Annotated in this window: 24 protein-coding genes; 19 read left to right on the top strand and 5 right to left on the bottom strand. The window is 70.1% G+C overall.

Features of this window, described 5'->3' with window-relative positions; translation table 11 throughout:
* Positions 1–2: 2 nt before the first annotated feature.
* Genes IEV93_RS15050 through IEV93_RS15040 form a run of 3 tightly spaced genes read right to left on the bottom strand, consistent with a single transcriptional unit; the run spans position 3 to position 2,457 of the window.
* The gene (locus IEV93_RS15050; RefSeq protein WP_188490804.1) at positions 3–302 is read right to left on the bottom strand and encodes an exodeoxyribonuclease VII small subunit; all 300 of its coding nucleotides are present in this window, start codon (positions 300–302) and stop codon (positions 3–5) included.
* On the bottom strand, positions 303–1,556 hold the full coding sequence (gene xseA, locus IEV93_RS15045) for an exodeoxyribonuclease VII large subunit (RefSeq protein ID WP_371873862.1): 1,254 nt from the start codon (positions 1,554–1,556) through the stop codon (positions 303–305). It lies immediately after the preceding gene.
* A gap of 19 nt (positions 1,557–1,575) precedes the next feature.
* A complete protein-coding gene (locus IEV93_RS15040) occupies positions 1,576–2,457 on the bottom strand; it encodes a lipid droplet-associated protein (RefSeq protein ID WP_188490802.1) in 882 nt (293 codons plus the stop codon).
* A gap of 70 nt (positions 2,458–2,527) precedes the next feature.
* On the opposite strand from IEV93_RS15040, the gene IEV93_RS15035 reads away from it, so the two are divergent.
* The 8 genes from IEV93_RS15035 to IEV93_RS15000 all read left to right on the top strand — a co-directional run bounded on the left by IEV93_RS15035 (position 2,528) and on the right by IEV93_RS15000 (position 9,842).
* Entirely contained in the window at positions 2,528–3,478 is a 951-nt protein-coding gene (locus IEV93_RS15035) for a 4-hydroxy-3-methylbut-2-enyl diphosphate reductase (protein WP_229705210.1), read from the top strand.
* 11 nt (positions 3,479–3,489) lie between these two features.
* Positions 3,490–4,791: a type VII secretion-associated protein gene (locus IEV93_RS15030; RefSeq protein ID WP_188490800.1), complete on the top strand. Its 1,302-nt coding sequence runs from the start codon at positions 3,490–3,492 to the stop codon at positions 4,789–4,791.
* 155 nt (positions 4,792–4,946) lie between these two features.
* Positions 4,947–5,390: a 50S ribosomal protein L13 gene (gene rplM, locus IEV93_RS15025; RefSeq protein ID WP_188490799.1), complete on the top strand. Its 444-nt coding sequence runs from the start codon at positions 4,947–4,949 to the stop codon at positions 5,388–5,390.
* A gap of 44 nt (positions 5,391–5,434) precedes the next feature.
* The gene (gene rpsI / locus IEV93_RS15020) at positions 5,435–5,953 is read left to right on the top strand and encodes a 30S ribosomal protein S9 (protein WP_188491600.1); all 519 of its coding nucleotides are present in this window, start codon (positions 5,435–5,437) and stop codon (positions 5,951–5,953) included.
* Between the two features lie 162 nt (positions 5,954–6,115).
* Complete coding sequence (gene glmM / locus IEV93_RS15015) at positions 6,116–7,468, top strand: phosphoglucosamine mutase (protein WP_188490798.1); 1,353 nt, start codon at positions 6,116–6,118, stop codon at positions 7,466–7,468.
* On the top strand, positions 7,465–8,178 hold the full coding sequence (locus IEV93_RS15010; protein ID WP_188490797.1) for an HAD family hydrolase: 714 nt from the start codon (positions 7,465–7,467) through the stop codon (positions 8,176–8,178). The genes glmM and IEV93_RS15010 overlap by 4 nt, the downstream gene beginning before the upstream one ends.
* Positions 8,179–8,259: 81 nt before the next feature.
* Positions 8,260–8,610 carry a hypothetical protein gene (locus tag IEV93_RS15005; protein ID WP_188490796.1) on the top strand — a complete coding sequence of 117 codons (351 nt, stop codon included), beginning with the start codon at positions 8,260–8,262 and terminating at the stop codon, positions 8,608–8,610.
* Complete coding sequence (locus IEV93_RS15000; RefSeq protein WP_188490795.1) at positions 8,607–9,842, top strand: hypothetical protein; 1,236 nt, start codon at positions 8,607–8,609, stop codon at positions 9,840–9,842. The genes IEV93_RS15005 and IEV93_RS15000 overlap by 4 nt, the downstream gene beginning before the upstream one ends.
* Before the next feature lie 123 nt (positions 9,843–9,965).
* Here IEV93_RS15000 and IEV93_RS14995 read toward each other — a convergent pair whose 3' ends face one another.
* Entirely contained in the window at positions 9,966–10,811 is an 846-nt protein-coding gene (locus IEV93_RS14995) for a dienelactone hydrolase family protein (protein WP_188490794.1), read from the bottom strand.
* Between the two features lie 64 nt (positions 10,812–10,875).
* Here IEV93_RS14995 and glmS point away from each other — a divergent pair, with 64 nt between their 5' ends.
* From glmS to tsaD, 8 genes are read left to right on the top strand one after another with little or no spacing between them, the layout of a single operon-like run.
* Positions 10,876–12,738, top strand: a complete 1,863-nt coding sequence (gene glmS, locus IEV93_RS14990) for a glutamine--fructose-6-phosphate transaminase (isomerizing) (RefSeq protein ID WP_188490793.1) — start codon at positions 10,876–10,878, stop codon at positions 12,736–12,738.
* Between the two features lie 4 nt (positions 12,739–12,742).
* Positions 12,743–14,179 carry an NAD(P)H-hydrate dehydratase gene (locus IEV93_RS14985; RefSeq protein WP_229705208.1) on the top strand — a complete coding sequence of 479 codons (1,437 nt, stop codon included), beginning with the start codon at positions 12,743–12,745 and terminating at the stop codon, positions 14,177–14,179.
* Between the two features lie 11 nt (positions 14,180–14,190).
* Entirely contained in the window at positions 14,191–15,339 is a 1,149-nt protein-coding gene (alr, locus tag IEV93_RS14980; RefSeq protein WP_188490792.1) for an alanine racemase, read from the top strand.
* Positions 15,336–16,385 (top strand): alpha/beta fold hydrolase, encoded by a 1,050-nt coding sequence (locus IEV93_RS14975; protein WP_188490791.1) that lies wholly within the window; start codon positions 15,336–15,338, stop codon positions 16,383–16,385. Before alr ends, IEV93_RS14975 begins: the two co-directional genes overlap by 4 nt.
* Complete coding sequence (tsaE, locus tag IEV93_RS14970; RefSeq protein WP_188490790.1) at positions 16,382–16,876, top strand: tRNA (adenosine(37)-N6)-threonylcarbamoyltransferase complex ATPase subunit type 1 TsaE; 495 nt, start codon at positions 16,382–16,384, stop codon at positions 16,874–16,876. The genes IEV93_RS14975 and tsaE overlap by 4 nt, the downstream gene beginning before the upstream one ends.
* 11 nt (positions 16,877–16,887) lie before the next feature.
* Positions 16,888–17,550, top strand: a complete 663-nt coding sequence (gene tsaB, locus IEV93_RS14965) for a tRNA (adenosine(37)-N6)-threonylcarbamoyltransferase complex dimerization subunit type 1 TsaB (protein WP_188490789.1) — start codon at positions 16,888–16,890, stop codon at positions 17,548–17,550.
* Positions 17,547–18,011 (top strand): ribosomal protein S18-alanine N-acetyltransferase, encoded by a 465-nt coding sequence (rimI, locus tag IEV93_RS14960; RefSeq protein ID WP_188490788.1) that lies wholly within the window; start codon positions 17,547–17,549, stop codon positions 18,009–18,011. Before tsaB ends, rimI begins: the two co-directional genes overlap by 4 nt.
* Positions 18,008–19,039: a tRNA (adenosine(37)-N6)-threonylcarbamoyltransferase complex transferase subunit TsaD gene (tsaD, locus tag IEV93_RS14955; protein WP_188490787.1), complete on the top strand. Its 1,032-nt coding sequence runs from the start codon at positions 18,008–18,010 to the stop codon at positions 19,037–19,039. The genes rimI and tsaD overlap by 4 nt, the downstream gene beginning before the upstream one ends.
* Positions 19,040–19,090: 51 nt before the next feature.
* Here the strand turns inward: tsaD and IEV93_RS14950 are convergent, their stop codons facing one another.
* Positions 19,091–19,582, bottom strand: a complete 492-nt coding sequence (locus IEV93_RS14950) for a MarR family winged helix-turn-helix transcriptional regulator (RefSeq protein ID WP_188490786.1) — start codon at positions 19,580–19,582, stop codon at positions 19,091–19,093.
* A gap of 85 nt (positions 19,583–19,667) precedes the next feature.
* On the opposite strand from IEV93_RS14950, the gene IEV93_RS14945 reads away from it, so the two are divergent.
* From IEV93_RS14945 to groL, 3 genes are all read left to right on the top strand, one after another.
* Complete coding sequence (locus IEV93_RS14945) at positions 19,668–21,176, top strand: MFS transporter (RefSeq protein ID WP_188490785.1); 1,509 nt, start codon at positions 19,668–19,670, stop codon at positions 21,174–21,176.
* A 160-nt stretch (positions 21,177–21,336) separates the two neighbouring features.
* Positions 21,337–21,636, top strand: a complete 300-nt coding sequence (groES, locus tag IEV93_RS14940) for a co-chaperone GroES (RefSeq protein WP_045822080.1) — start codon at positions 21,337–21,339, stop codon at positions 21,634–21,636.
* A gap of 136 nt (positions 21,637–21,772) precedes the next feature.
* Complete coding sequence (gene groL / locus IEV93_RS14935; RefSeq protein WP_188490784.1) at positions 21,773–23,398, top strand: chaperonin GroEL; 1,626 nt, start codon at positions 21,773–21,775, stop codon at positions 23,396–23,398.
* Positions 23,399–23,527: the final 129 nt, after the last annotated feature.

The raw sequence follows: 23,527 nt of genomic DNA, 5'->3' as shown, positions 1-23,527 counted from the left end.
ACTCAGTCCCCGGTGTCCTCGTCGAGGTCGCCGTCGTCATCGTCGTCGACGATCACGCCGTCGGTGTCCGCGTCGACATCGCCGAGCGCGGTCTCGATACGCCTGCGCGCACCCTCGAGATGTTCCTCACACCGGCGCGCCAACGCCTCGCCGCGCTCCCACAGGGTCAGGGACGCGTCGAGGTCGAGCCCGCCCTGCTCCAGCGTGCGGACGACCGCGACCAGCTCGTCGCGGGCCTGCTCGTAGCCGAGCTCGTCGACCGAGGGCTCCTCGGTGTCGGCGTCGGTCTTGCGGGTGGCCATCTATGCATCCCTCTTCTTGTCGGTGCCCATCACCGCGGCGCGCATGGCGCCGTCGGCGACTCGTACTCGCAGCTGCGACCCGATGGGCATGTCGCCCACGGACGCGACCACCTCGGGTGGATCGTCGCCGTGTATCCGCTGCACCACCGCGTATCCGCGGGCCAGCGTCTGCGCGGGACCCAGCGTGGACAGGCGTGCGGCCAGGCTCTCGACGCGGTGCTCCTCGTGTCCGACGAAGCGTGCCACCTCTCGACGCACCTCGCGCAGGGTTCGGTCGAGGGACTCGGTGCGCTCGTCGATCATCCGCAGCGGGTCGGCCAACACCGGTCGGGCGCGCAGACCGAGCAACCCCCGGTGCTCGCGTGACACCCAGTTGCGCAGTGCGCCCGCCGTTCTCGCGCGGAGCTCGGCGATCAGCGCCAACTCGGCGGCGACGTCGGGGACCACGCGCTTGGCGGCGTCGGTCGGGGTCGCGGCCCGCAGGTCGGCGACCAGGTCGAGCAACGGGTGGTCAGGTTCGTGCCCGATCGCCGAGACCACCGGCGTCCGGGCCTGTGACACCGCGCGCAGCAGTGCCTCGTCGGAGAAGGGCAACAGGTCCTCGACGCTGCCCCCACCGCGGGCGATGATGATCACCGACACGGTCGGATCGGCCTCGAGTTCGGCCAGCGCACGCAGGATCGCCGGGACCGCGGTCGGCCCCTGGACCGGGGTGTTGCGGACCTCGATCCGCACCGACGGCCATCGTCCCTGCGCGACCGAGAGGACGTCGCGTTCGGCGGCGCTGGAGCGACCGGTGATGAGTCCGACCCCGTGCGGCAGGAAGGGAAGCGGACGTTTGAGTCCCGGTTCGAACAGTCCCTCGGCGGCGAGCAGCCGGCGTAGGCGCTCGATCCGCGCGAGCAGCTCGCCGATGCCCATCGGACGGATCTCGGTGACGCGCAACGACAACGTCGCCCGGCCGGTGTAGAAACTCGGCCGTCCGGCCATCACCACGCGGATGCCCTCGGTGAGCGGGACCTCGCACCGGTCGAGCACAGCAGGTGAGCAGGTCACCGAGATGGAGATGTCGGCCGACGGGTCACGAAGCTGCAGGAACGCGGTCTTCGATCCGCGTCGACTGATCTGGGTGATCTGACCCTCGACCCAGACCTGACCGAGACGGTGGATCCAGTCGGCGATCTTGGTGTTGAGCGTACGTACGGGCCACGGGTCCTCCGGCGTGGACTTGCCAGGCCCGCTCACCGCGGCGATCCGGGGTGGATCGACGCGCTCACTTGCCTGCCGCGGCCGTGATCCGGTTGTCGAGCATCGTCTGGAACGGGGCACGGCCGCGATGGCTGCGCTCGTAATCGGCCAACGCCTGCAGGTCGTCGAGATCGACGGAGCGGATCTTGGAACGGAGCTGGGCCAGGGTCAGGCCGTCGTAGTCGAGGTACTCGACGATCTCCGGTGCGTCCGCGGACGGCGCAATCGGTGTCGCCTCGACGTCGGACCGCACGACGTTCTCCGGCGCGGAGCTGTAGAGCGCAAAACGTCCGGTGTTCGACGGCGCGCCGTCGCCGTTCGCCGACTCGTCCGCCGACGGCTTCGGGGGCGCAGCCTTCGCGGGTGCGGGCTTCTTGGCGGCGGGGGCCTTCTTCGCGGCGGCCTTCTTGGCCGGGGCCTTGGCCGCCTTCACCGGGGGAGTGGGCTCCACGGTGTCGGCCTGTTCGGACGGCATGTCGGCGGGGGTGGGCTCGTCCGGTGCGGTCGGGATGTGCCCGGGGGTCGCGCTCGGGGTGGTCGTGTCCCCGGTTGCCGCCGTGGCGGTCGGCGCAGCCGTGATGGGGGTCACCGTCGCGGTGCCCGACGCCGATCCCGAGCCACTCGGCGGCTGTGATTTCGGGTCGTGCGTCACATCCGCGGGCGCATCGTCGTCGAAGGTCGCCCACTCGGGTTCCTCCTGCGCGCGATGGAACAGCGCGTCGAGGACCTCGTCGCCCTTGATGGCCAGCTCGGCGATTCCCTGCTGGAAACGCATTCCGGCCTGCAGGGTCTGGCTGACTGCGGTCATCGGGAGGGTGACGGCGGTACTCGGCAGCTTCCGGGTCTCCTCGAGCGCGGTCACGATGAGGCCGGTGACGACGCGAGCCGCGAACGGTGGGCGAATCATGGGTCAACTCTGCCTCATCGCCGCGGTGGTCACCACAAATGGGGTGAGAAAGGCACGTAGTCTGGTGCCCATGACCGCCAAAAAAGTACTTCTGGCCGAACCCCGCGGATACTGCGCGGGAGTCGATCGGGCGATCGAGACAGTGGAGCGCGCCCTGGAGAAGCACGGTGCGCCGGTGTACGTGCGCAAGGAGATCGTGCACAACCGGCACGTCGTCGAGACCCTGACCGAGCGCGGCGTGGTCTTCGTCGAGGAGACCGACGAGGTGCCCGAGGGTGCGCTCGTCGTCTTCTCCGCCCACGGCGTCTCCCCGGCCGTGCACGCCTCGGCGGCAGCACGCAACCTGCGCACCATCGACGCCGCCTGCCCCCTGGTGACCAAGGTCCACCAGGAGGCCAAGCGATTCGCCCGCGACGACTTCGACATCCTGCTCATCGGCCACGAGGGCCACGAGGAGGTGGAGGGCACCGCGGGTGAGGCGCCCGAACACATCCAGCTCGTCGACGGCCCGGCCGGCGTCGACGCGGTCGAGGTGCGCGACGAGTCCAAGGTGATCTGGCTCTCGCAGACCACGCTCTCGGTCGACGAGACCATGGAGACCGTGGGGCGTCTGCGTGAGCGGTTCCCGCTGCTGCAGGACCCGCCCAGCGACGACATCTGCTACGCCACCCAGAACCGCCAGGTCGCGGTCAAGGCGATGGCGCCGCACTGCGATCTCGTCATCGTCGTGGGTTCGACCAACTCGTCCAACTCGGTGCGCCTGGTCGAGGTGGCCCTGCAGGCCGGCGCCCGCGCGTCCTACCTCGTCGACTACGCCCGCGACATCGACACCGCCTGGTTCGAGGGCGTGGACACCGTGGGCGTCACCTCCGGGGCGTCCGTGCCCGAGGTCCTGGTCCGTGGCGTCATCGACCTGCTCGCCGAGCACGGATACGGCACCGTCGAGACGGTCACCACGGCCAACGAGACCCTCACCTTCGCGCTGCCGCGGGAGTTGCGTCCCGCCCGCACCGCGGGCTGATCTCTTCGGCGATGGCGTCGACCGTGACGGTGCCGCGCGGGGATGCGGCGGGGCGGTCGTCACGTCGTGCCGCGGTGGTCGACATCGCCTACTCCCGGCTCGAGGTGACCGGTCGGCCCGGTCTGCGCATCGGTGCCCTCGTCGACGCGATCAACAGCGATCACGTCGTCTCCGACGGTGTCGTCCGGTCCGCGCGTGAGGCATGGACGGCGGCGTTCGCCGACGTGTTGACCGGGAGCGATGCGCCGGAGATCACCCTGGCCCACCCGAGTGCGTGGGGCACGCTGCGGACGTCGTTGCTCGCCGAGTCGATCGGGATGGCCGTCGGCGACGGCGTCGCCATCACGCTGATTCCGCGGGCGGTGGCGATCGCGGAGTCGCACATGGAGGCCTCGGCACAGATGTGCGTGGTCACGGAATGTCACGACGGTCGCCTCGACGTCCACCGGCTGACCCGCGACGCGAGTCACTGGTCGATCGCGGCCACGTCGGTCTTCGACGAGACGCTCGACGACGAGGAGGCCGCCGATGTTCTCGAGCCCCTCGTCGGCGACGCCGTGGAGGCGATCCTCGTCGACGGAGACAACCGCGATCGGGTGGCCACCACGCTGCGACTTCTCGAAGATCACACGCCGACCGGCCGCATCGCCGCCGTCGAACGCATCCTGCTGCACCGGTACGGCGGTACGAGACTGCCTGCGCCGCCGCTCGCCTGCGCTCCCGTCGGATCCGTCACGCCCCGGTCCCGGACGAAGACGGCCGTGGTCGTCGCCGGTGCGACGGCGGTGCTGATCGCCGTCGTCGCGGGCGTCGTCATCGCGCCCTGGCGCGCCGACACCGACGACGAGCGGCAGGCCGCCGACACCACCACGTCCCCGCCCGGGGTCACCGCCGACGTCGGACGGGTGTCGATGTCCGTGCCCGCCGGGTGGCGCCGCACGAGCGACCCGGTCGACGACGACGGCGCCGTCCCGTTCACCACGTTCGCGGCGCGTTCGGACGATCGTCGGATCATCCTGGTCCAGAACTCGGTCCGGACCGACTCCACCCTCGACACCGTGGCGGTGAGCCTGCGCAACCGTCTCGACCAGCGGGGGTCCGACGTGGTCACCGAGTTCTCTCCGCGCACCCGCTACGGAGACCGCGACGTGATCGGATATCGCGAGACACCCGTCTCGGGCGGGCAGATCCGCTGGTACGTCGTCGTCGAGTCCGCGCTCCAGGTGAGTGTCGGGTGCCAGGACGGCGGTCAGGGCCAGTCGGTCGACACCGACTGTCTGGCGGCCGTGCGGTCGGTCGCGATCGCCCCCTGAACGTCGCCGCTGGAGCATTTTGACTGGTCAGACCCCGCCACGTACTCTGGACCGCTGGTACACGGCACACACCGGGTCCCGGGTCCCCACTGGTCGCCGGGAGCGCCCCGCCGTCGTATCTGACCAGCCCCGATCACACGGAACGGATCACACCTGTGTCCACCTATACCCCCAAGGCCGGTGACATCACGCACGCGTGGCACGTCATCGACGCCACCGACGTGGTGCTCGGCCGCCTCGCCGTGCAGGTCGCCACGCTGCTGCGCGGCAAGCACAAGGCGACCTACGCCCCCCACATGGACGGTGGCGACTTCGTCGTCATCATCAACGCCGAGAAGGTCGTTCTGACCAGCAACAAGGCGGAGCGCAAGCTCAACTACCGGCACTCGGGTCACCCGGGTGGACTCTCCTCGCGCACCACGGCCGAGTTGCTCGCAACCCAGCCCACGCGCGTGATCGAGAAGGCCGTCGTCGGCATGCTCCCCAAGACCAAGCTGGGTCGCGCCATGAGCAGCAAGCTCAAGGTCTACGCAGGCCCGGATCATCCGCACGTGGCGCAGAGCCCCGCTCCCTTCGAGATCAAGCAGGTGTCCCAGTGACCGAGCCCATCGCAACCGAGACCCCCGAGGTCGAGACCCAGTCCATCGGCGAGTCCGTCGGTGACACGTCGGCCGATTCGGTCGAGGTCGCCGCTGACGACTACGTGGTCGACGAGACCACCGGTGCCGCCACCGATGACGGCGAGTACGCCGCACCGGCCGCCCCCATCGTGCTCGACGGTCCGATCGTGACCGTGGGTCGTCGTAAGGAAGCCGTCGTCCGCGTCCGCGTGTCGCCGGGTACCGGTGGCTTCACCCTCAACGGCCGCAGCCTCGAGGCGTACTTCCCGAACAAGGTGCACCAGCAGCTCATCAAGGCGCCGTTGGTGCTGGTCGAGCGTGCAGAGTCCTTCGACATCATCGCCAAGCTGCATGGTGGCGGCCCGTCCGGACAGGCAGGCGCGCTGCGTCTCGCGATCGCCCGCGCACTCATCGAGGTGCAGCCGGACGACCGTGGCGTCCTGAAGAAGGCCGGCTACCTCACGCGTGACCCGCGTGCGGTGGAGCGCAAGAAGTACGGCCTCAAGAAGGCCCGTAAGGCCTCGCAGTACTCGAAGCGCTGATCGACGCGCTCACGCGCGGATCCTTGCTGTAGGTCGTGGCAACGAGCAGGTGTTCAGGAACGTCTGGACACCTGCTCGTCTGCGTTCACGGCCACCACGATCGCATCGGTGCCGGCACCGGTGCGATCGCATCCTCGAAGACGAATGAGGGGAACGACGTCGATGGGACGACTCTTCGGTACCGACGGCGTTCGCGGACTCGCGAACGTCGACCTCACCCCGGCCCTCGCGCTGGAGATCGCGCGCGCGGCCGCACGAGTCCTGGGGCCGTCGGCCGGTGACGGTCGTGCCGTCGCCGTCGTCGGACGCGATCCACGCGCCTCGGGCGAGATGCTCGAGGCCGCCGTCTGCGCCGGTCTGGCCGCCTCCGGCGTCGACGCACTGCGGGTCGGCGTGCTGCCGACGCCCGGCGTCGCGTTCCTGACCGCGCACCACGGTGCGGCGTTCGGTGTGATGATCTCGGCCTCGCACAATCCCATGCCGGACAACGGCATCAAGCTCTTCGCCGCCGGTGGCCACAAGCTGCCCGACGACCTCGAGGCGCAGATCGAGTCGGCGATGGCCGACCCCGCGTCGGCGTGGACCGCGACCGGCCCGGTCGGGTCGGACATCGGCCGGGTCGTCGATGCCGTCGATCCCGCGTTGCCGTACCTGGCCCATCTCGCCCAGACCGTCCCCACCCGTCTCGACGGCGTCACCGTGGTCGTCGACTGTGCCCACGGAGCCGCGAGTGCGACGGCGCCGCAGGCGTATCGGGACGCGGGTGCTCGGGTCATCGCCATCAACGCCGCACCGGACGGTCTCAACATCAACGACCGCTGCGGGTCCACCCATCTCGACGTGGTCGCGGCGGCGGTCCTCGAACACGGAGCCGATCTCGGGCTCGCCCACGACGGTGACGCCGATCGGTGTCTCGCGGTCGACCACACCGGTGCGGTCGTCGACGGCGACGCGATCCTCGCCGTCCTCGCACTCGCCATGAAGGACTCCGGCTCGCTCGCCTCGGACACCCTCGTGGCCACGGTGATGAGCAACCTCGGCCTGCACATCGCGATGCGCTCGGCCGGGATCACGGTGCGCACCACCGGAGTCGGTGACCGCTACGTCCTCGAAGAGCTGCGCAGCGGATCGTTCAGCCTCGGCGGTGAGCAGTCCGGTCACGTCGTGCTGCCGTCCTTCGCGACCACCGGCGACGGCATCCTCACCGGCCTGGCGTTGATGGCGCGGATGGCCACCACCGGTCGCTCCCTCGCCGAGTTGGCGTCGGTGATCACCGCGCTGCCGCAGGTGCTCATCAACGTGCCGGTGCTCGACAAGCACTCGGTGGCCGTCGCCGAGTCGGTGCAGCAGGCCGTGCTCGCCGCCGAGGCCGAGCTGGGGGAGCAGGGCCGGGTCCTGTTGCGCCCGTCGGGGACCGAACAGTTGGTGCGGGTGATGGTGGAGGCGACCACCGAGCCCCACGCGAAAGAGGTCGCCGGGCGGATCGCCGACATCGTCGGCGCGGTCGGCCGATGAGCGGTGGACCGGTGAACGCGGACCTGAACTTCGACGCCGTCCTGTTCGACTTCTCCGGGACGCTGTTCCGCCTGACCGAACGCGACGACTGGTTCGCCGAGCTGCACGACGCGTCCGGCAACCCGATCGACGGGGCGTTGCAGGCGGAGCTCATGCGACGGATGACCGCGCCCACCGGCCTCCCGGCCGAGCTCGACGCCGAGTCGACCGACGCCTGGTACCGCCGCGACCTGGACCCGACGCTGCATCGGACCGCCTATCTCGCGATCCTGCGGGCGTCGGGTCTGACGGTGCCCGGTCATGCGGAGTCGTTGTACGCGCGGGTTGCCGACCCCGAGTCCTGGATGCCCTATCCCGACACCGGTGAGGTGCTCACGCTGCTGTCCGAGCTGGGTGTCGCGGTCGGCATCGTCAGCAACATCGCCTTCGACCTGCGAGCGGTGTTCGCCCTGCACGGCTGGGACCACCTCGTCGGCGCGTGGGCCCTGTCCCACGAGGTCGGGATCATCAAACCGGACGCAGGCATCTTCACCGCCGCGCTGGACGATCTCGGTGTGGCCCCCGAACGGGCCCTGATGGTCGGCGACAGTGTCGAGGCAGACGGCGGCGCCCGTGCGATCGGGTGTGCGTTCGCGCACGTCGAACCGCTGCCCATATCCGAGCGACCCGACGGACTCCTGGGCGCGGTCGCGTCCCTCGCGATAATCTGACCCGATCAGTCGCCCGAAACGGACATATCGGCGTCGACGACCGGAACCGAACGAGTCGTCGGTGCGTCAGATGGTCTGAGGGTGGCCGACGATGACGCCGCGATCAGGGGGTTCGGTGTGGGTAACGGGATACGGATCGATCCGTCGGCGGTGGCTGCGGTCGGGCACCGTCTCGACGCAGCCGTCGATGAGCTGAGTCGGGCCGTCGTCGACACGGAATCGGCGCGTTTCGGCCCCCACTCGGTCGCGGCCGACCTGCGTGAGCACGGTGTCGCCTACGTGCGTGGCTTCCGGGATCTGGGTGCCGTCGTCGACGCGCTGGCGGGATCCGCCGGAGAACTGGCCGATCATCTCGACGTGGCCGCACGTGCCCTGCACGCGACCGACGCCGACGCCGGGACGGGGATTCGCGCCGCGGACGGAGTGCCGTGACCACCCGCGCGGCCGCGCTCGCCGGACTGCAGTACTTCACCGACGTGCGCGCCATCGCGACGCAGGTCGGCGTCGTCGTGCCCGAGGACGCGGTGATCGCCGCCCGCTTCGCCGCGACCGACAGCATCGACCTGGCCGCGCTCGCCGCCGATGCGGCGATGCTCGACGACGTCGTGGTCACCCTGCGCGGTACGGCCGACACCGCCCACGACGTCCGCCGCGGTCTCACCCACGTCTGGCATGGAGACGCCGCCGACGCCGCCGACGCTGCGGTCGGCACGCATCTCCGGTCGGCGCGGGACGTCGCCGACGGGGTCCGTACGGTGTCGGCGACCATCGCCGCCGCGGCCACCGCGCTGGGTCGGGTGCAGGAGGAGAAGCATCGGACGCTGGCGATTCTGCGTACCGACAGCATTGCGGGGCAATCCATGTCGACCATCAGCGTCGAGGACATCGCCGCCGACCCCGAGCCCTGTCGAGCCGACATCACCGCCGCGACCGAACTCTTCACCCGCACCATGGACGTCGTCGATGCCGCCGCCGCGTCGATCCTGACCGCTCTCACCGAGTCGTTCCGCGCCCTGCCCGCGCCGCGGGAGATCGGCCCGCCGCACCGCCCGGGGTCCACCCACCGATCGACTCCGCGTCGGGACCCCCGCGCGCGCCGTCGCACCGACATCGTCGTCACCCCGACGCCGGGATCCGGTTCCGGTCGGGGAGCGCCGGACACCGACGTCGTGGTCGCGGCCATCTCGGCAGGCGCGACGATCGCCGGTGCCGCTCTCGCGGCCGCGTCGTCGGTGGGAACGGCCGTCGCCGGCGGAGTGTCAGCGGTGATGACCCACCTGATCGGTGCGGATGCGGTGGACGGCGACGAACGGGCGATCACCCCGGTGGTGCCGAGGCGCGCCGAACCGGAGGCTCCCGCAACCGAACGTCCCTCGCGCACAACCGATCCGTCCGAGCCGACCGCCGTCGCTCCGGTTCCCCCGGCGCCGCAGCCTCCGGGCGGCGTCGAGCCGTCGTCACCGTCGGTCAGGCTAATCGAGCCGGAGGTCGTTCCCCCGGTGCCGGGTGTTCGCGCTCCGGACGCCTCCGACACGCCGTCGCCGGACCCTGCCGAGGTACTGGGCGTCCCGTCGGTGGGGCCGCGTCAGCGTGATCGCGAACCGTCTCGCGGTCGTCCGGACCCCGATGACAGTGGTGGACTCGCGTTGGCGGGGGACCGATGAGGCCGGCCGATCAGATCGAGGCGACCGCCGACCGTGCGGTCGCCGACCTCACCGAGCTCCGCGCTGCCCACTCGAGACGCAGAAGACCCGGTACCGACGTCGGGGAGACCGATCGCGAGCCGGTCAGCGACGAAGCAGACGACTGACCGGGTCGAGATCCTCGATCTCCGCGGTGGCGGGGTCGACGGTCTGCAGCTTCCCGAGCGCCGTGGAGGGGTCGCCGAAGTCCGAGTAGGTCTTGTCCGGTCCGAGATGGGCCAGCAGGAACCCGGCGAGCACCGCGCGGGTGGCCCGCTGGGTCTTCTTGTCGTCGGATCCGTCACCGAGGCGTTTGCGGATGCTGAAGCCCTCCGCGAGCCCGCGGTTGGAGGACTTGGGAACGGTGCGTAGCGACACGCCGTCGCCTTGCAGGGCGTTGCGCAGCGCGAGTGCGTTGGACGTCACACCGTCGAGATCCTTCGGTGCGGCCAGGATCAGCGCGGGCACCCGCGCCCGGTGGGCGGCGGGCAGCACCGCCGGGCTGGTGGGTGCGGGGAAGAGCGCCGCCAGCGCCGCGGCCCGCGACGAGTTGCCCGCGGCGAGCACCGCGGCGGACGCGCCCAACCCGTGGCCGGCCAGTCCGAGGCGCTCGGGATGCACCGTGATGTCGCCGGAGCCCAGGCGCACGCTGCTGATCACCTGCAACGCGGTCTCCAGGTCGGCCGCGAGCGCGCGATCGGACGCCAGCGGGCCGCGCTCGGTGTCGGGTACGGCCACGACGATCCCCCACGAGGCGAGGTGCTCGAGGGTGTCGATGTACTGCTTGCTGCGGGTCAGCCAGCCGTGGCCGAAGGCTATGCCGGGCAGGTTCGTACCGGATTCGGGGGTGTAGACCACCCCGGGCAGACCGACGATGGCCATGTCACCGCGTAGGACGCGATGTGGTCCACGTCGCTGTAGCTGCCCGAACAACTTCTTCACCGAGGTCACCTGCACGAGCCTATGACACCAGGGGAGCAGATCGGACGGTCCTACCCCCAGTACCCTGTGACGAATGTGCGGAATCGTCGGATACGTGGGAAACCGGGATGCTCTCGAGATAGTCGTCGAGGCTCTCCGGCGGATGGAGTACCGCGGGTACGACTCGGCCGGTGTCGCCATCCTCGACGGTCACGGTCACACCGCCGTGGAGAAGAAGGCCGGCCGTCTGGAGAACCTGGACAAGCAGCTGGCGACCGTCGGACGCAGTGAGTTCGCAGGGACCAGCGGCATGGGACACACCCGTTGGGCCACCCACGGGCGTCCCACCGACCGCAACGCCCATCCCCACACCAGTCGGGACGGGAAGTTCGCGGTCGTCCACAACGGGATCATCGAGAACTACGTGGCGTTGCGCGCCGAGGTCGAGCGGGCCGGGATCGAGTTCGAGTCCGACACCGACACCGAGACCGCGGTCCACATGCTCGACCTCGAGTACGCCTCCGGCGAGAACTCCGGTGACTTCGTGGCCAGCGCCTACGCCGTCCTGGGGCGACTCGAGGGCGCGTTCACCCTGGTGTTCACCCACTCCGATCACCCGGGCACGATCGTCGCCGCGCGTCGATCGACCCCGCTCGTCGTCGGTGTCGGCGACGGTGAGATGTTCGTCGGTTCGGATGTCGCCGCGTTCATCGAGCACACCCGCGAGGCGGTCGAACTCGGCCACGACCAGGTGGTCGTCATCACCGCCGACGACTACACGATCACCTCGTTCGACGGCACGCCGCAGGAGGGCAAGCCGTTCCACATCGACTGGGATCTCGCCGCCGCCGAGAAGGGTGGCCACGACTTCTTCATGCTCAAGGAGATCGCCGAGCAGCCGCAGGCGCTCGCCGACACCCTGGTCGGTCACTTCGAGAACGGTCGCATCGTCCTCGACGAGCAACGCATCACCGATCAGGACCTCCGCGACATCGACAAGGTGTTCGTCGTGGCCTGCGGTACGGCGTATCACGCCGGTCTGCTCGCCAAGTACGCGATCGAGCACTGGACGCGCCTGCCGGTCGAGGTCGAACTGGCCAGCGAGTTCCGTTACCGCGACCCGGTTCTCGACCGATCCACCCTCGTCGTCGCCATCTCGCAGTCCGGCGAGACCGCCGACACCCTCGAGGCGGTGCGACACGCCAAGGAGCAGAAGGCCCGCGTGCTCGCCATCTGCAACACCAACGGTGCGCAGATCCCACGTGAGTCCGACGCCGTCCTCTACACCCACGCAGGCCCGGAGATCGGCGTCGCGTCGACCAAGTGCTTCCTGGCGCAGATCGCCGCCGCCTACCTCGTCGGTCTGGCGCTCGCACAGGCCCGCGGGACCAAGTACCCCGACGAGGTGGCCCGTGAGTTCGCCGAGCTCGAGGCCATGCCCGCAGCCGTCGAGAAGGTGCTCGGCACCGTCGAACCGGTTCGTGCGCTGGCCCGTTCGCTGGCGACCAGCCCGACCGTGTTGTTCATCGGCAGGCACGTCGGCTACCCGGTGGCCCTGGAGGGGGCGCTCAAGCTCAAGGAGCTGGCCTACATGCACGCCGAGGGGTTCGCCGCCGGTGAGCTCAAGCACGGTCCGATCGCGCTGATCGAGGACGGTCTGCCCGTCATCATCGTGATGCCGTCGGCCAGTGGTCGGCCGCTGCTGCACTCGAAGATGGTCAGCAACATCCGTGAGATCCAGGCCCGCGGCGCACGGACCATCGTGATCGCCGAGGACGACGACGTCGCGGTCGGCGCGTTCGCCGATCACCTCATCCAGATCCCACGGGTCCCGACGCTCCTGCAGCCGTTGGTCTCCACCGTCCCCCTGCAGGTCTTCGCCGCCGCGGTCGCCCAGGCGCGTGGCTACGACGTCGACAAGCCGCGCAACCTCGCCAAGTCCGTGACGGTGGAGTAGGGCCGTGCTCGGCTACCACTGCGCCGACGAGATCCGCGCCGCCGAGGCGGCGACGGGGGACCTGCTGGCGTCCGGTGTCCTGATGCGACGGGCCGCCGCCGGCCTCGCCGGGGTGGTCGCGGTCGAGCTCCGGGCCCGCCGCGGTGCCGTGTACGGGTCGCGCGTGGGACTCGTCGTCGGGGCCGGCGACAACGGTGGCGACGCGCTGTTCGCCGGTGCGTTCCTCCGCGCCCGCGGGGTGGCCGTCAGCGCCCTGCTCCTCGCGCCCGATCGTGCGCACGCCGCGGGGCTGGTCGCGTTCCGGCGTGCCGGCGGGCGAATCGTCGAGGCCGTCGCGCATGATCTCGACCTGGTCGTCGACGGGGTGGTGGGGCTCGGCGGATCCGGGCCGCTGCGCCCCACGGCCGCGGCAGTTTTCGAACTCGTGACCGCGCCGGTCATCGCCGTGGACATCCCGTCGGGCGTCGACGCCGACACCGGAGTCGTCAACGATCCGTCGGTGCGCGCCGCGGTGACCGTCACCTTCGGCGCCCGGCGCCGAGCACACATCCTGGCCGCCGAGCAGTGCGGTCGGGTCGAGTGCATCGACATCGGCATCGACGTCCACGGTGCGCAGCTCGTCGCCCTCGACGACCACGACGTCGCCACGAACTGGCCGGTCCCGGGGCCGTCGGACGACAAGTACTCGCAGGGGGTCACCGGGATCATCGCCGGGTCCGACACGTTCCCCGGTGCCGCCATGCTCTGCACCGGAGCCGCGGTCGCGGCGACGTCGGGCATGGTCCGCTACGTCGGTTCCGCCGCCGGCGACATCGTCGCGCGTCACCCCGAGGTCGTCGCCGCACCTGACCTGGACTCCGCGGGGCGCGTCCAGGCCTGGGTCGTCGGACCCGGCGCGGGCACCGACGACGCGGCCGCCGAGAGGGTGCGCGCCATCCTCGCGACGGATCTGCCGGTGCTCGTCGACGCCGACGGGTTGACCGTTCTCGCAGAGCATCTCGACTGGGTGCAGCAGCGAGACGCACCCACTCTGCTCACCCCGCACGCGGGCGAGTTCGCGCGTCTGGCCGGCGCCGAGGTGGGTTCGGACCGCGTCGCCGCCGTCACCGACCTCGCGGTGCAGTTGGGTGCGACCGTGTTGCTCAAGGGCCGCATCACCGTCGTCGCCGACGGTACCGGGCCGGTGTTGGTCAACGACGCGGGCGCGTCCTGGGCGGCGACCGCGGGCGCCGGGGACGTGCTGTCGGGGCTGGCCGGTGCGTTGCTGGCCGCCGGCCTCACCGCCCGGGTCGCCGCCGCGTCGGCCGCACGTGTCCACGCACACGCCGCGATCCTGGCTGCTCGGGGAGACGCCGACACCTCCGCGGGCGCCCCCATCGGCGCGTCGGACCTACTCGCGGGCATCCGGCCGGCCATCCGCGAGATGCGTTCGCGCGCATGATCGTCGAGGACATGGCGGAACGTCCCGCGCTCGAGGCGACCATCGACCTCGCCGCGATTGCCCACAACGTCGCGGTGGTGGCGCAGCGATCGGGGTCGGCGGTCATGGCCGTGGTGAAGGCGGACGGTTACGGGCACGGCGCGACGCCGGTGGCGCGCGCGGCGCTGGCCGCCGGTGCGACCGACCTCGGCGTGGCGACCGTCGCCGAGGCACTCGCAATACGTGCGGACGGCGTCACCGCACCGATCGTCGCCTGGCTGCACACCCCGACCACGGATTTCCGACCGGCGGTCGACGCGGGGGTCGAACTGGCGGTGTCGTCGACCGGGCAACTCGACCGGGTCGTGGCCGCCGCGACGCACGAGGGCCGGACCGCTGTGGTCAGCGTCAAGATCGACACCGGCCTGGCCCGCAACGGCGTCGGCCCGCAGGAGTGGCCCGAGCTGCGCGACGCCCTGGCCAAGGCCGTGGCCGACGAGTCGATCGTGCTGCGGGCGGCGATGTGTCACCTCGCCCGCGGTGACGAACCGGAGCACCCGCTCAACGATGTGCAGGCCGGTCGCCTCGACGAGTGCGTCCGGGAACTCGACCACCTCGGTGTCGCGCCGCAGGTCGTGCACATCTCCAATTCCGCCGCGGCGCTGGCCCGGCCGGATCTGTCCCGGGATCTCGTACGGGCGGGGATCGCCGTCTACGGCACCTCGCCACTGCCGGACGGGTACGGACTCATCCCGGCGATGACCCTCTCGGCGGAGGTGTCGATGGTGAAGAAGGTCGCGGCCGGTCAGGGGGTGTCCTACGGACACACCTGGACCGCGCCGCACGACACGACGCTCGCGTTGCTGCCCGCCGGATACGCCGACGGGGTACCTCGACTGCTGTCCAACCGGCTGCGGGTACAGATCAACGGACGCTCCTATCCCGGCGTCGGACGGGTCTGCATGGATCAGATGGTCGTCGATCTCGGTACCGACAGCGATGTGGCGGAGGGGGATCGGGCCGTGCTCTTCGGTTCCGGCGCCGACGGGGGCACCACCGCCAAGGAGTGGGCGGCGACCATCGGGACGATCGACTACGAGATCGTCTCCGGCATCCGTGGTCGGGCGCAGCGGCGCTACGTGACCTCGTCGGTGCCCGGCGACACGGAGGTGTCCACGTGAGCCCCGACCGACCGCAACGCCTCGGGATCCTGGCGGGCGCAGCGGGATTCGCTGCGCTCGGCGCGGTTGCGATCGGCGGCGTGGCCCGCAACGTCACCCGCCGGGCCGATGCCCGCGTCGACCCGAATTCCATCGAGGACTTCCGTGCGATCTACGCCGATCGTGCCAGCTTCGCGACCGCCGACGACGGTGTCCCGCTGGCCATCCGCGAGGTCGGTCCGGCCGACGCCGCGGTGACCGTGCTGTTCTCGCACGGTTTCAGCCTGCGGATGTCGAGCTGGCATTTCCAGCGTCAACAGCTGGCCGCGGTGTGGGGCGACAACGTCCGTCTGGTGTTCATGGATCACCGCGGACACGGCCGGTCGGGGGCGGCGCCCGCGCACACCGCGACCATCACCCAGCTCGGAGCCGACATCGACGCCGTGATCCGATCGGTCGTCCCCGAGGGCCCGGTCGTGCTCGTCGGCCACTCCATGGGGGCGATGGCCATCATGGGTCTAGCGACCCGCGCACCGGAGCTGTTCGGCGACAGGATCATCGGCGTGGGACTCATCGCCACGGCGGCACGCGGGATCACCGAGGCGGGCCTGGGCCAGGGATTGCAGAATCCGCTGGTCGACGCGTTCCGACTGTCGGTTCGCCGGGTTCCGCGGGCGGTCCGCGCCGGTCGCGGCGTCACCCGTGCGGTCATGCTGCCGGTGCTCACCGCGGCGAGCTTCGGCTCGACCTTTCATTCGCCGGCGTTGAGCCAGTTCGTCGCGGCGATGATCCAGAACACCCCCATCGACACCGTCGTCGACTTCCTCCGATCGTTGGAGAGTCACGACGAGAGTGCCGCGCTCGCCGTCCTGTCGCGGATCCCGACCCTCGTCGCGTGCGGTTACGAGGACAAGGTCACCCCGCTGCCCAACTCGGTCGAGCTGCACGGCGCGCTGAAGGACTGCGAACTCGTGGGCGTGCCGGACTGCGGTCACCTCGTGCTGCTGGAACGACCCGAGGTGATCACCGAGGCCATCGAGCGGTTGGTTCAGCGGAGCGTCCGGTGAGCCCGGAACCCCACCCCACGCAACTCCCGCACCGACGCACCCTGACGACCGTCGAGGACACCGAGGCCTTCGGCGCCGAACTCGCCGCCGACCTGCGCGCCGGTGACCTGGTCATCACCGATGGGCCATTGGGCGCAGGCAAGACCGCTCTGGCCCGAGGGATCGGCGCCGGACTCGGGGTCACCGGACGCGTGACGTCGCCGACGTTCATCATCGCCCGCGCGCACGCCCCCGGGCGTCCGGGCGGAGTGGGGTTGGTGCACGTCGACGCCTACCGCCTCGGCTCGACCGGCGGCGACGTCCTCGCCGATCTCGACGGGCTCGACCTCGACACCGACATCACCGAGAACGTCGTCGTCGTGGAATGGGGCGCGGGGGTGGCCGAGCGCCTCGCCGACCGTCATCTGCTGGTGCGGTTGCGACGCGAACCGGACTCCGACGTCCGCACCGCCACCTGGGGCTGGGTTCGGTCTGCCGACGGTTCGGAATAGGCTGGCTCACCGTGCTCGTTCTGGCCGTCGACACCTCCACACCCACGGTGACCACCGGGGTCGCCGAGCTGACCCCGGGCCGCGCGGTCGACGTGCGCGCCGAGCGCAGGGTGGACACCCCACGCGGGCACGCCGAGATCCTGACGACCCTGATCCTCGAGTGCCTGGCCGAGGCCGGTGTGGCCCGATCCGATCTGGACGCGGTCGTCGTCGGCGCCGGCCCCGGACCGTTCACCGGGCTCCGCGTCGGCATGGCGACCGCCGCCGCGTTCGCCGATGCGCTCGCGATCCCGCTGCACGGCGTGTGCTCGCTCGACGCGATCCGGTCCGACGCCCACGCGGGGCGGGTTCTCGTCGTCACCGATGCCCGGCGTCGTGAGGTCTACTGGGCGCTCTACGGCCCTGATGGACGGGTGGCCGGACCTGCGGTCGACACCCCCGCCGACCTGATCGATCGCCTGCGTGGTGAGCAGGACGTGGACGCGATCCTGGGATCGCCGGAGCACACCCGGCTGTTCGGTGGTCACGCCGTCGACGGTTACGCCGCACCGACGACCGCGGGACTCGTGGCGACGGCACGTCGTGCGCTGGAATCCGGTGCTGCACCCGAACCTGTTGTCCCGCTCTATCTCCGCCGCCCCGATGCCGTCGAGTTGAAGGACCGGAAACGATGATCGGACCACTGCTCGCGACCGACGCACCCCGCTGCGCCCGACTCGAGGCCGCCATCTTCGCCGGTGACTCGCCGTGGCCGGTCGAGGCGTTCACCGCCGAGATCGCCTCACCCCATAACCGGTATTTCGCGGTTCGCGACGACGACGACGTGCTCATCGGATACGCGGGCATCTCGGTCCTGGGGCGATCCGGGGACATGGAGTGCGAGATCCACACCATCGCCGTCGATCCCGACCATCGTGGTGGCGGGTACGGACGAGCTCTGATGGCCGAGATGCTCGTGGTCGCCGACGAGGTCGACGCCGAGGTGTTCCTTGAGGTCCGCACCGACAACGACCGCGCCATCGAGCTCTACGAACACAACGGCTTCGTCCGGGTCGGCCTGCGCAAGGGCTACTACCAGCCCAGCGGCGCCGACGCGTATACGATGCGGCGGCGGCGCGGCGGGGCATCGAGATGATCGTCATGGGGATCGAGAGTTCCTGCGACGAGACCGGTGTCGGGATCGTCGAATGGAATGACGACGCGACGACCACCCTGCTGGCCGACGAGGTCGCATCCAGCGTCGACGAGCACGCGCGCTACGGCGGCGTGGTGCCGGAGGTGGCGTCGCGTGCCCACCTCGAGGCAATGGTCCCGACGATGCAGCGGGCGAGGGCGGCGGCCGGGGTCGACCGACCCGACGCCATCGCCGTGACGATCGGGCCCGGCCTGGCCGGGGCGCTGCTGGTCGGTGTCGCGGCGGCGAAAGCGTATGCCGCGGCGTGGGATGTCCCGTTGTACGCGGTCAACCATCTGGGCGGACACGTCGCGGTCGACACCCTCGAACACGGGCCGATGCCCGCATGCATCGCGCTGCTCGTCTCCGGCGGGCACACCCACCTGTTGCGGGTGGACGATCTGGGTTCGCCCATCGTCGAGCTGGGGACGACGGTCGACGACGCGGCGGGGGAGGCCTTCGACAAGGTCGCTCGACTCCTGGGACTCGGCTACCCCGGCGGCCCGGCTCTCGATGCGATTGCCGCGCAGGGGGATCCGACCGCCATCGCGTTCCCTCGTGGCATGACAGGACCTCGCGACGCACGGTACGACTTCTCTTTCAGCGGCGTGAAGACCGCCGTCGCGCGCTTCGTCGAGAAGTGCGAGCGAGCAGGTGACCCCGTGCCGGTCGCCGACGTCGCGGCGTCGTTCCAGGAGGCGGTGGCCGACGTGTTGACACGCAAGGCGATGCGCGCGTGCGAGGACACGGGCGTGGACACCCTCGTGCTGGGCGGCGGTGCGACGGCGAACTCGCGGATCCGGTCGCTCACCGAGGCGCGGTGCGCGGACGCCGGTGTGACGCTGCGGATCCCGAAGCCGCGCCTGTGCACCGACAACGGCGTGATGATCGCGACGCTGGGAGCCCACGTCATCGCCGGGGGAGCGCCGCCGTCGGCGCTGACCGTGGCCACCGACCCCGGGATGTCGGTGCAGATCAGCGCCTACTGACGTCGTCGGACGTCCCCGACCTCGCGTGCCGGGGCTTCGTTCCGCCGGGGGTCAGGACTCGGTGCGGACCGCGCGTGCGACGTCGGCGAAATCGTCTGCTCCGCAGAGTGACGACCCGTCGGTGTCGACGGCCTGACTCCGCAGGATGGCCCTCTGAGTGGGACGCGCGGACTCGTACCGGGCGCAGCCATCGTCGGTCAGTTCGGCGAACACCGACCGACGATCGTTCTCGCACATCGATCGTCGGGCGAGCCCGCACTTGTCGAGCCCCGCGACCAGACGGGACAGAGCGCTCTGACTCAGGTGTACCTGTGCGGCCAGCTCGCTCATCCGCAGCTTGTGGTCCGGCGCTGACGCCAGCAGTTCGAGGACCTCGAACTCGCTCCCACTGATCTGATGACTGGCCTCGAGTGCGCGGTCGATCTCGCAGTGCAGACGGTGATAGCGGACGGTGAGCTGATGCCACGCGGCGGCGAGGGCGTCCTCGTCGCACGGACCGGTGGCCGGGGCGGGTTGCGCCGACGCATGCTCACCGATGGACATGGCCGAAGACTATCACATGTCTAGTCATTTATTGCACTGACATTATTTGTAGACACATTGAATGCATGTGCATATAGTCCTCCGCATGACTCTGGAACTCAGTGATTCATCAGGAAACGAGACCGACGTGCGCACCGCATCGTCGGCGGATGGGGGTGGTGCGAGGTCCGCGGTCGTCACGACCGCGCGGGGGTGGTCCACGGCGACATGGATCCTCCTCGTGGTGCTGGCGGGGGCGCTGTTCCTCGACGGGCTCGACGTCTCGATGGTGGGAGTCGCCCTGCCGTCCATGGGCGCCGACCTCGGGATGGATCAGTCGCAACTGCAATGGATCGTGAGCGGTTACGTGCTCGGATACGGCGGCTTCCTGCTGCTGGGCGGGCGCGCCAGTGATCTCTTCGGGAGGCGGACGGTGTTCCTGGCCGCGCTCGCGGTGTTCGGTGTCGCCTCGGTGGTCAGCGCGTTGGTCGAGGTCGACTCGGCGATCGTCGCGCTGCGGTTCATCAAGGGTGTCGCCGCGGCGTTCACCGTCCCGGCCGGCCTGTCCATCATCACCACGACGTTCGCCGAGGGACCCGCGCGCAACAAGGCGCTCAGCATCTACACGGTGTGCGGCGCGAGTGGCTTCTCGCTGGGCCTCGTCTTCGGCGGACTGCTCACCGAGGTCGGGTGGCAGGCCACCTTGCTGTTCCCGGGTCCGGTCGCGGTCTTGCTGCTCCTCGCGGGCATCAAGGTCATCCCGTCGGTCGCACGTCCCGCGGTCAACTGGGGGCACCTCGACGTCGGCGGCGCCCTCACCAGCACCGGGGCCCTGCTGATCGTGGTCTACGCCGTCGTGCGCGCACCCGACGTCGGCTGGGCCGCCCCGTCGACCATCGGATTGTTCGTGGCGTCGGCTGCGCTGTTGATCGCCTTCCTCACCATCGAGGCCCGGCATCGCAACCCTCTGCTGCGCCTCGGGATCCTGCGTTCACTCACCCTGGTCCACGCGAACGTCTCCGCCGCGGTCATGTTCGGCAGCTACGTCTCGTTCCAGTTCCTGGTGACGCTCTATCTGCAGGACTCGCTCGGCTGGTCGCCGATCGCGATGTCCCTCGGGTTCCTCCCCGCCGGCCTGCTGGTCGTCGCGAGTGCGTTCGGCATGGACCGCGTGCTCGACCGCGTCGGCACCCCGATCCTGATCGCGATCGGGCTGACCGCCTTCGTCGGCGGTTACCTGCTGTTCCTGCGTGCGCAGCCGGGCATGGGGTACGCGAACTTCCTGCTGCCGACGATCCTGCTGCTGGGCCTGGGCTTCGCGCTCTGCTTCCCGGCGGTCAACTCGCAGGCCACCGCCGGTGTCTCCGACGCCGAACAGGGCCTGGCCTCCGGTCTGGTCAACACCAGCATCCAGATCGGCGGGGCGATCATGATCGCCGTGGTCACCGCGATCACGGCCAGTTCGGGTGGGACGCAGGTGCCCGGGCAGATGATCGGCGGGATGCCGACCGCGATCACGGTCATCTCCGTGCTCTCGATGCTCGGTGTGGCCGGGAGCCTGCTCGTGATCGCGCGACGTCGGCGTCCCGAGGTTCTGGCACTCACAGGTACTTGAGTGCTGGCACTCGCATGTATAGAGTGCCAGGTGGCACCGAGTGCGGTTACGGCTCCCGCGACGACGCAACCGAGCTAGGCGCCATAAGCATCGAAATCTTTCTCCAAAGAGGTCGGACGCACCGTCCGGCCCAGAACCCCGAAAGTGGAGGGCTCACATCGTGGCGAGCGTGAACATCAAGCCGCTCGAGGACAAGATCCTCGTCCAGGCCAATGAGGCTGAGACGACGACCGCCTCCGGCCTGGTCATCCCTGACACGGCGAAGGAGAAGCCCCAGGAGGGCACCGTCATCGCCGTGGGCGAGGGACGTGTCACCGAGCAGGGCAACCGGGTCCCGGTCGACGTCAAAGAAGGCGACACCGTCATCTACAGCAAGTACGGCGGAACCGAGATCAAGTACTCCGGCGAGGAGTACCTGATCCTGTCCGCGCGCGACGTGCTGGCAGTCATCTCGAAGTAGTCCTCATCCGCAGGCTGTACCGCCTGTCGAGGACGACCCGCCCCGGACACTCCCTGCTGGGGGTGGCCGGGGCGGTTTCGTTCCACCAGTACGACCCCACAGCACTGCATTGACTCCTGAAGGAGCTAGGCACCACATGTCCAAGAAACTCGAATTCAGCGACCAGGCCCGGCGCTCCCTGGAACGCGGCGTCGACAAGCTCGCCGACACCGTCAAGGTGACCCTCGGCCCCCGCGGCCGGCACGTGGTCCTCGCCAAGGCGTTCGGCGGACCGACCGTGACCAACGACGGCGTGACCATCGCTCGCGAGATCGACCTGGAGGACCCGTTCGAGGACCTCGGCGCGCAGCTGGTCAAGTCCGTCGCCACCAAGACCAACGACGTCGCCGGTGACGGCACGACCACCGCGACCGTTCTCGCGCAGGCGATCATCAAGAACGGTCTGCGCAACGTCGCGGCCGGCGCCAACCCCATCGCACTCGGCTCGGGCATCTCGCAGGCCGCCGACGCGATCTCGCAGGCCCTGCTCGCCGCCGCCACCCCGGTCGAGGGGGAGAAGGCGATCGCCCAGGTCGCATCCGTCTCGTCGCGTGACGAGGAGATCGGCGAGATGGTCGGCAAGGCCATGTCGCAGGTCGGGGTCGACGGTGTCGTCACCGTCGAGGAGAGCTCGGGTCTGAGCACCGACCTCGAGATCACCGAGGGCGTCCAGTTCGACAAGGGCTTCCTCTCGCCGTACTTCGTCACCGACGTCGACAGCCAGGAGGCCGTCCTCGAGGACGCCAGCGTCCTGCTCTACCGCGAGAAGATCAGCTCGCTGCCCGACTTCCTGCCGCTGCTGGAGAAGGTCGCCGAGGCGGGCAAGCCGCTGCTGATCATCGCCGAGGACATCGAGGGCGAGCCGCTCTCGACCCTGGTGGTCAACTCGATCCGCAAGACCATCCGCGCGGTCGCGGTCAAGGCGCCGTTCTTCGGTGACCGTCGCAAGGCGTTCCTCGACGACCTCGCCGTCGTCACCGGCGCCACCGTGATCAACACCGACATCGGTCTCAGCCTGGCCGAGGCCGGTCTCGACTCGCTCGGTTCGGTGCGTCGTGTCGTCGTCACCAAGGACGCCACCACCATCGTCGACGGTGCAGGCACCGCCGAGGCCATCTCCGCGCGTACCGATCAGCTGCGCCGCGAGATCGAGGCCAGCGACTCCGACTGGGATCGCGAGAAGCTGTCCGAGCGGCTGGCCAAGCTGTCCGGCGGCGTCGCGGTCATCCGCGTCGGTGCGGCGACCGAGACCGCGCTCAAGGAGCGCAAGCACCGCGTCGAGGACGCGGTCGCCGCGGCCAAGGCAGCGGTCGAGGAGGGCATCATCCCCGGCGGCGGCTCGGCCATCGTGCAGGCGTCGGCAGCGCTCGACGATCTGGCGGCGACCCTGAGCGGTGACGAGGCACTCGGTGTCGCCGTGGTCCGCACCGCGGTCAAGGCGCCGCTGCACTGGATCGCCACCAACGCCGGAGCCGACGGGTCGGTGGTCACCGCGACCGTTGCCGCCGCGGAGAGGGGACACGGCTTCAACGCCGCGACCCTGACCTACGGCGATCTGCTCGCCGAGGGCATCGTCGACCCGGTGAAAGTCACCCGCTCGGCCGTCGTGAACGCCGCGTCGGTCGCCCGCATGGTGCTCACCACCGAGAGCGCCATCGTCGACAAGCCCGCCGACTCCGAGGACGACCACGAGGGACACGGCCACCACGGCCACAGCCACTGACCGAGGTCGCGGCGCAACAGATCTCCCGACACGAGGGGCATCCGGAATCCCGGATGCCCCTCGTTCGTCGTCTGCGATGCTGTTTCTGGGATGGGATCGCCTGTTGACAGTGACTCCCACGAGGGCTAG

This window comes from Williamsia phyllosphaerae, from assembly GCF_014635305.1.
GTDB lineage: Bacteria > Actinomycetota > Actinomycetes > Mycobacteriales > Mycobacteriaceae > Williamsia_A > Williamsia_A phyllosphaerae.
The sequence above is the reverse complement of the archived record's forward strand: the minus strand, read 5'-3'. Positions and strand labels throughout refer to the sequence as shown.

What these genes read in the sequence shown, in the direction of transcription:
- IEV93_RS15050 (WP_188490804.1), bottom strand. Translation starts at nt 302, where the DNA reads ATGGCCACCCGCAAGACCGACGCCGACACCGAGGAGCCCTCGGTCGAC.
- IEV93_RS15040 (WP_188490802.1), bottom strand. Translation starts at nt 2,457, where the DNA reads ATGATTCGCCCACCGTTCGCGGCTCGCGTCGTCACCGGCCTCATCGTG.
- IEV93_RS15035 (WP_229705210.1), top strand. Translation starts at nt 2,528, where the DNA reads ATGACCGCCAAAAAAGTACTTCTGGCCGAACCCCGCGGATACTGCGCG.
- IEV93_RS15030 (WP_188490800.1), top strand. Translation starts at nt 3,490, where the DNA reads ATGGCGTCGACCGTGACGGTGCCGCGCGGGGATGCGGCGGGGCGGTCG.
- glmM (WP_188490798.1), top strand. Translation starts at nt 6,116, where the DNA reads ATGGGACGACTCTTCGGTACCGACGGCGTTCGCGGACTCGCGAACGTC.
- IEV93_RS15010 (WP_188490797.1), top strand. Translation starts at nt 7,465, where the DNA reads ATGAGCGGTGGACCGGTGAACGCGGACCTGAACTTCGACGCCGTCCTG.
- glmS (WP_188490793.1), top strand. Translation starts at nt 10,876, where the DNA reads ATGTGCGGAATCGTCGGATACGTGGGAAACCGGGATGCTCTCGAGATA.
- alr (WP_188490792.1), top strand. Translation starts at nt 14,191, where the DNA reads ATGGCGGAACGTCCCGCGCTCGAGGCGACCATCGACCTCGCCGCGATT.
- rimI (WP_188490788.1), top strand. Translation starts at nt 17,547, where the DNA reads ATGATCGGACCACTGCTCGCGACCGACGCACCCCGCTGCGCCCGACTC.
- tsaD (WP_188490787.1), top strand. Translation starts at nt 18,008, where the DNA reads ATGATCGTCATGGGGATCGAGAGTTCCTGCGACGAGACCGGTGTCGGG.
- IEV93_RS14950 (WP_188490786.1), bottom strand. Translation starts at nt 19,582, where the DNA reads ATGTCCATCGGTGAGCATGCGTCGGCGCAACCCGCCCCGGCCACCGGT.
- IEV93_RS14945 (WP_188490785.1), top strand. Translation starts at nt 19,668, where the DNA reads ATGACTCTGGAACTCAGTGATTCATCAGGAAACGAGACCGACGTGCGC.
- groL (WP_188490784.1), top strand. Translation starts at nt 21,773, where the DNA reads ATGTCCAAGAAACTCGAATTCAGCGACCAGGCCCGGCGCTCCCTGGAA.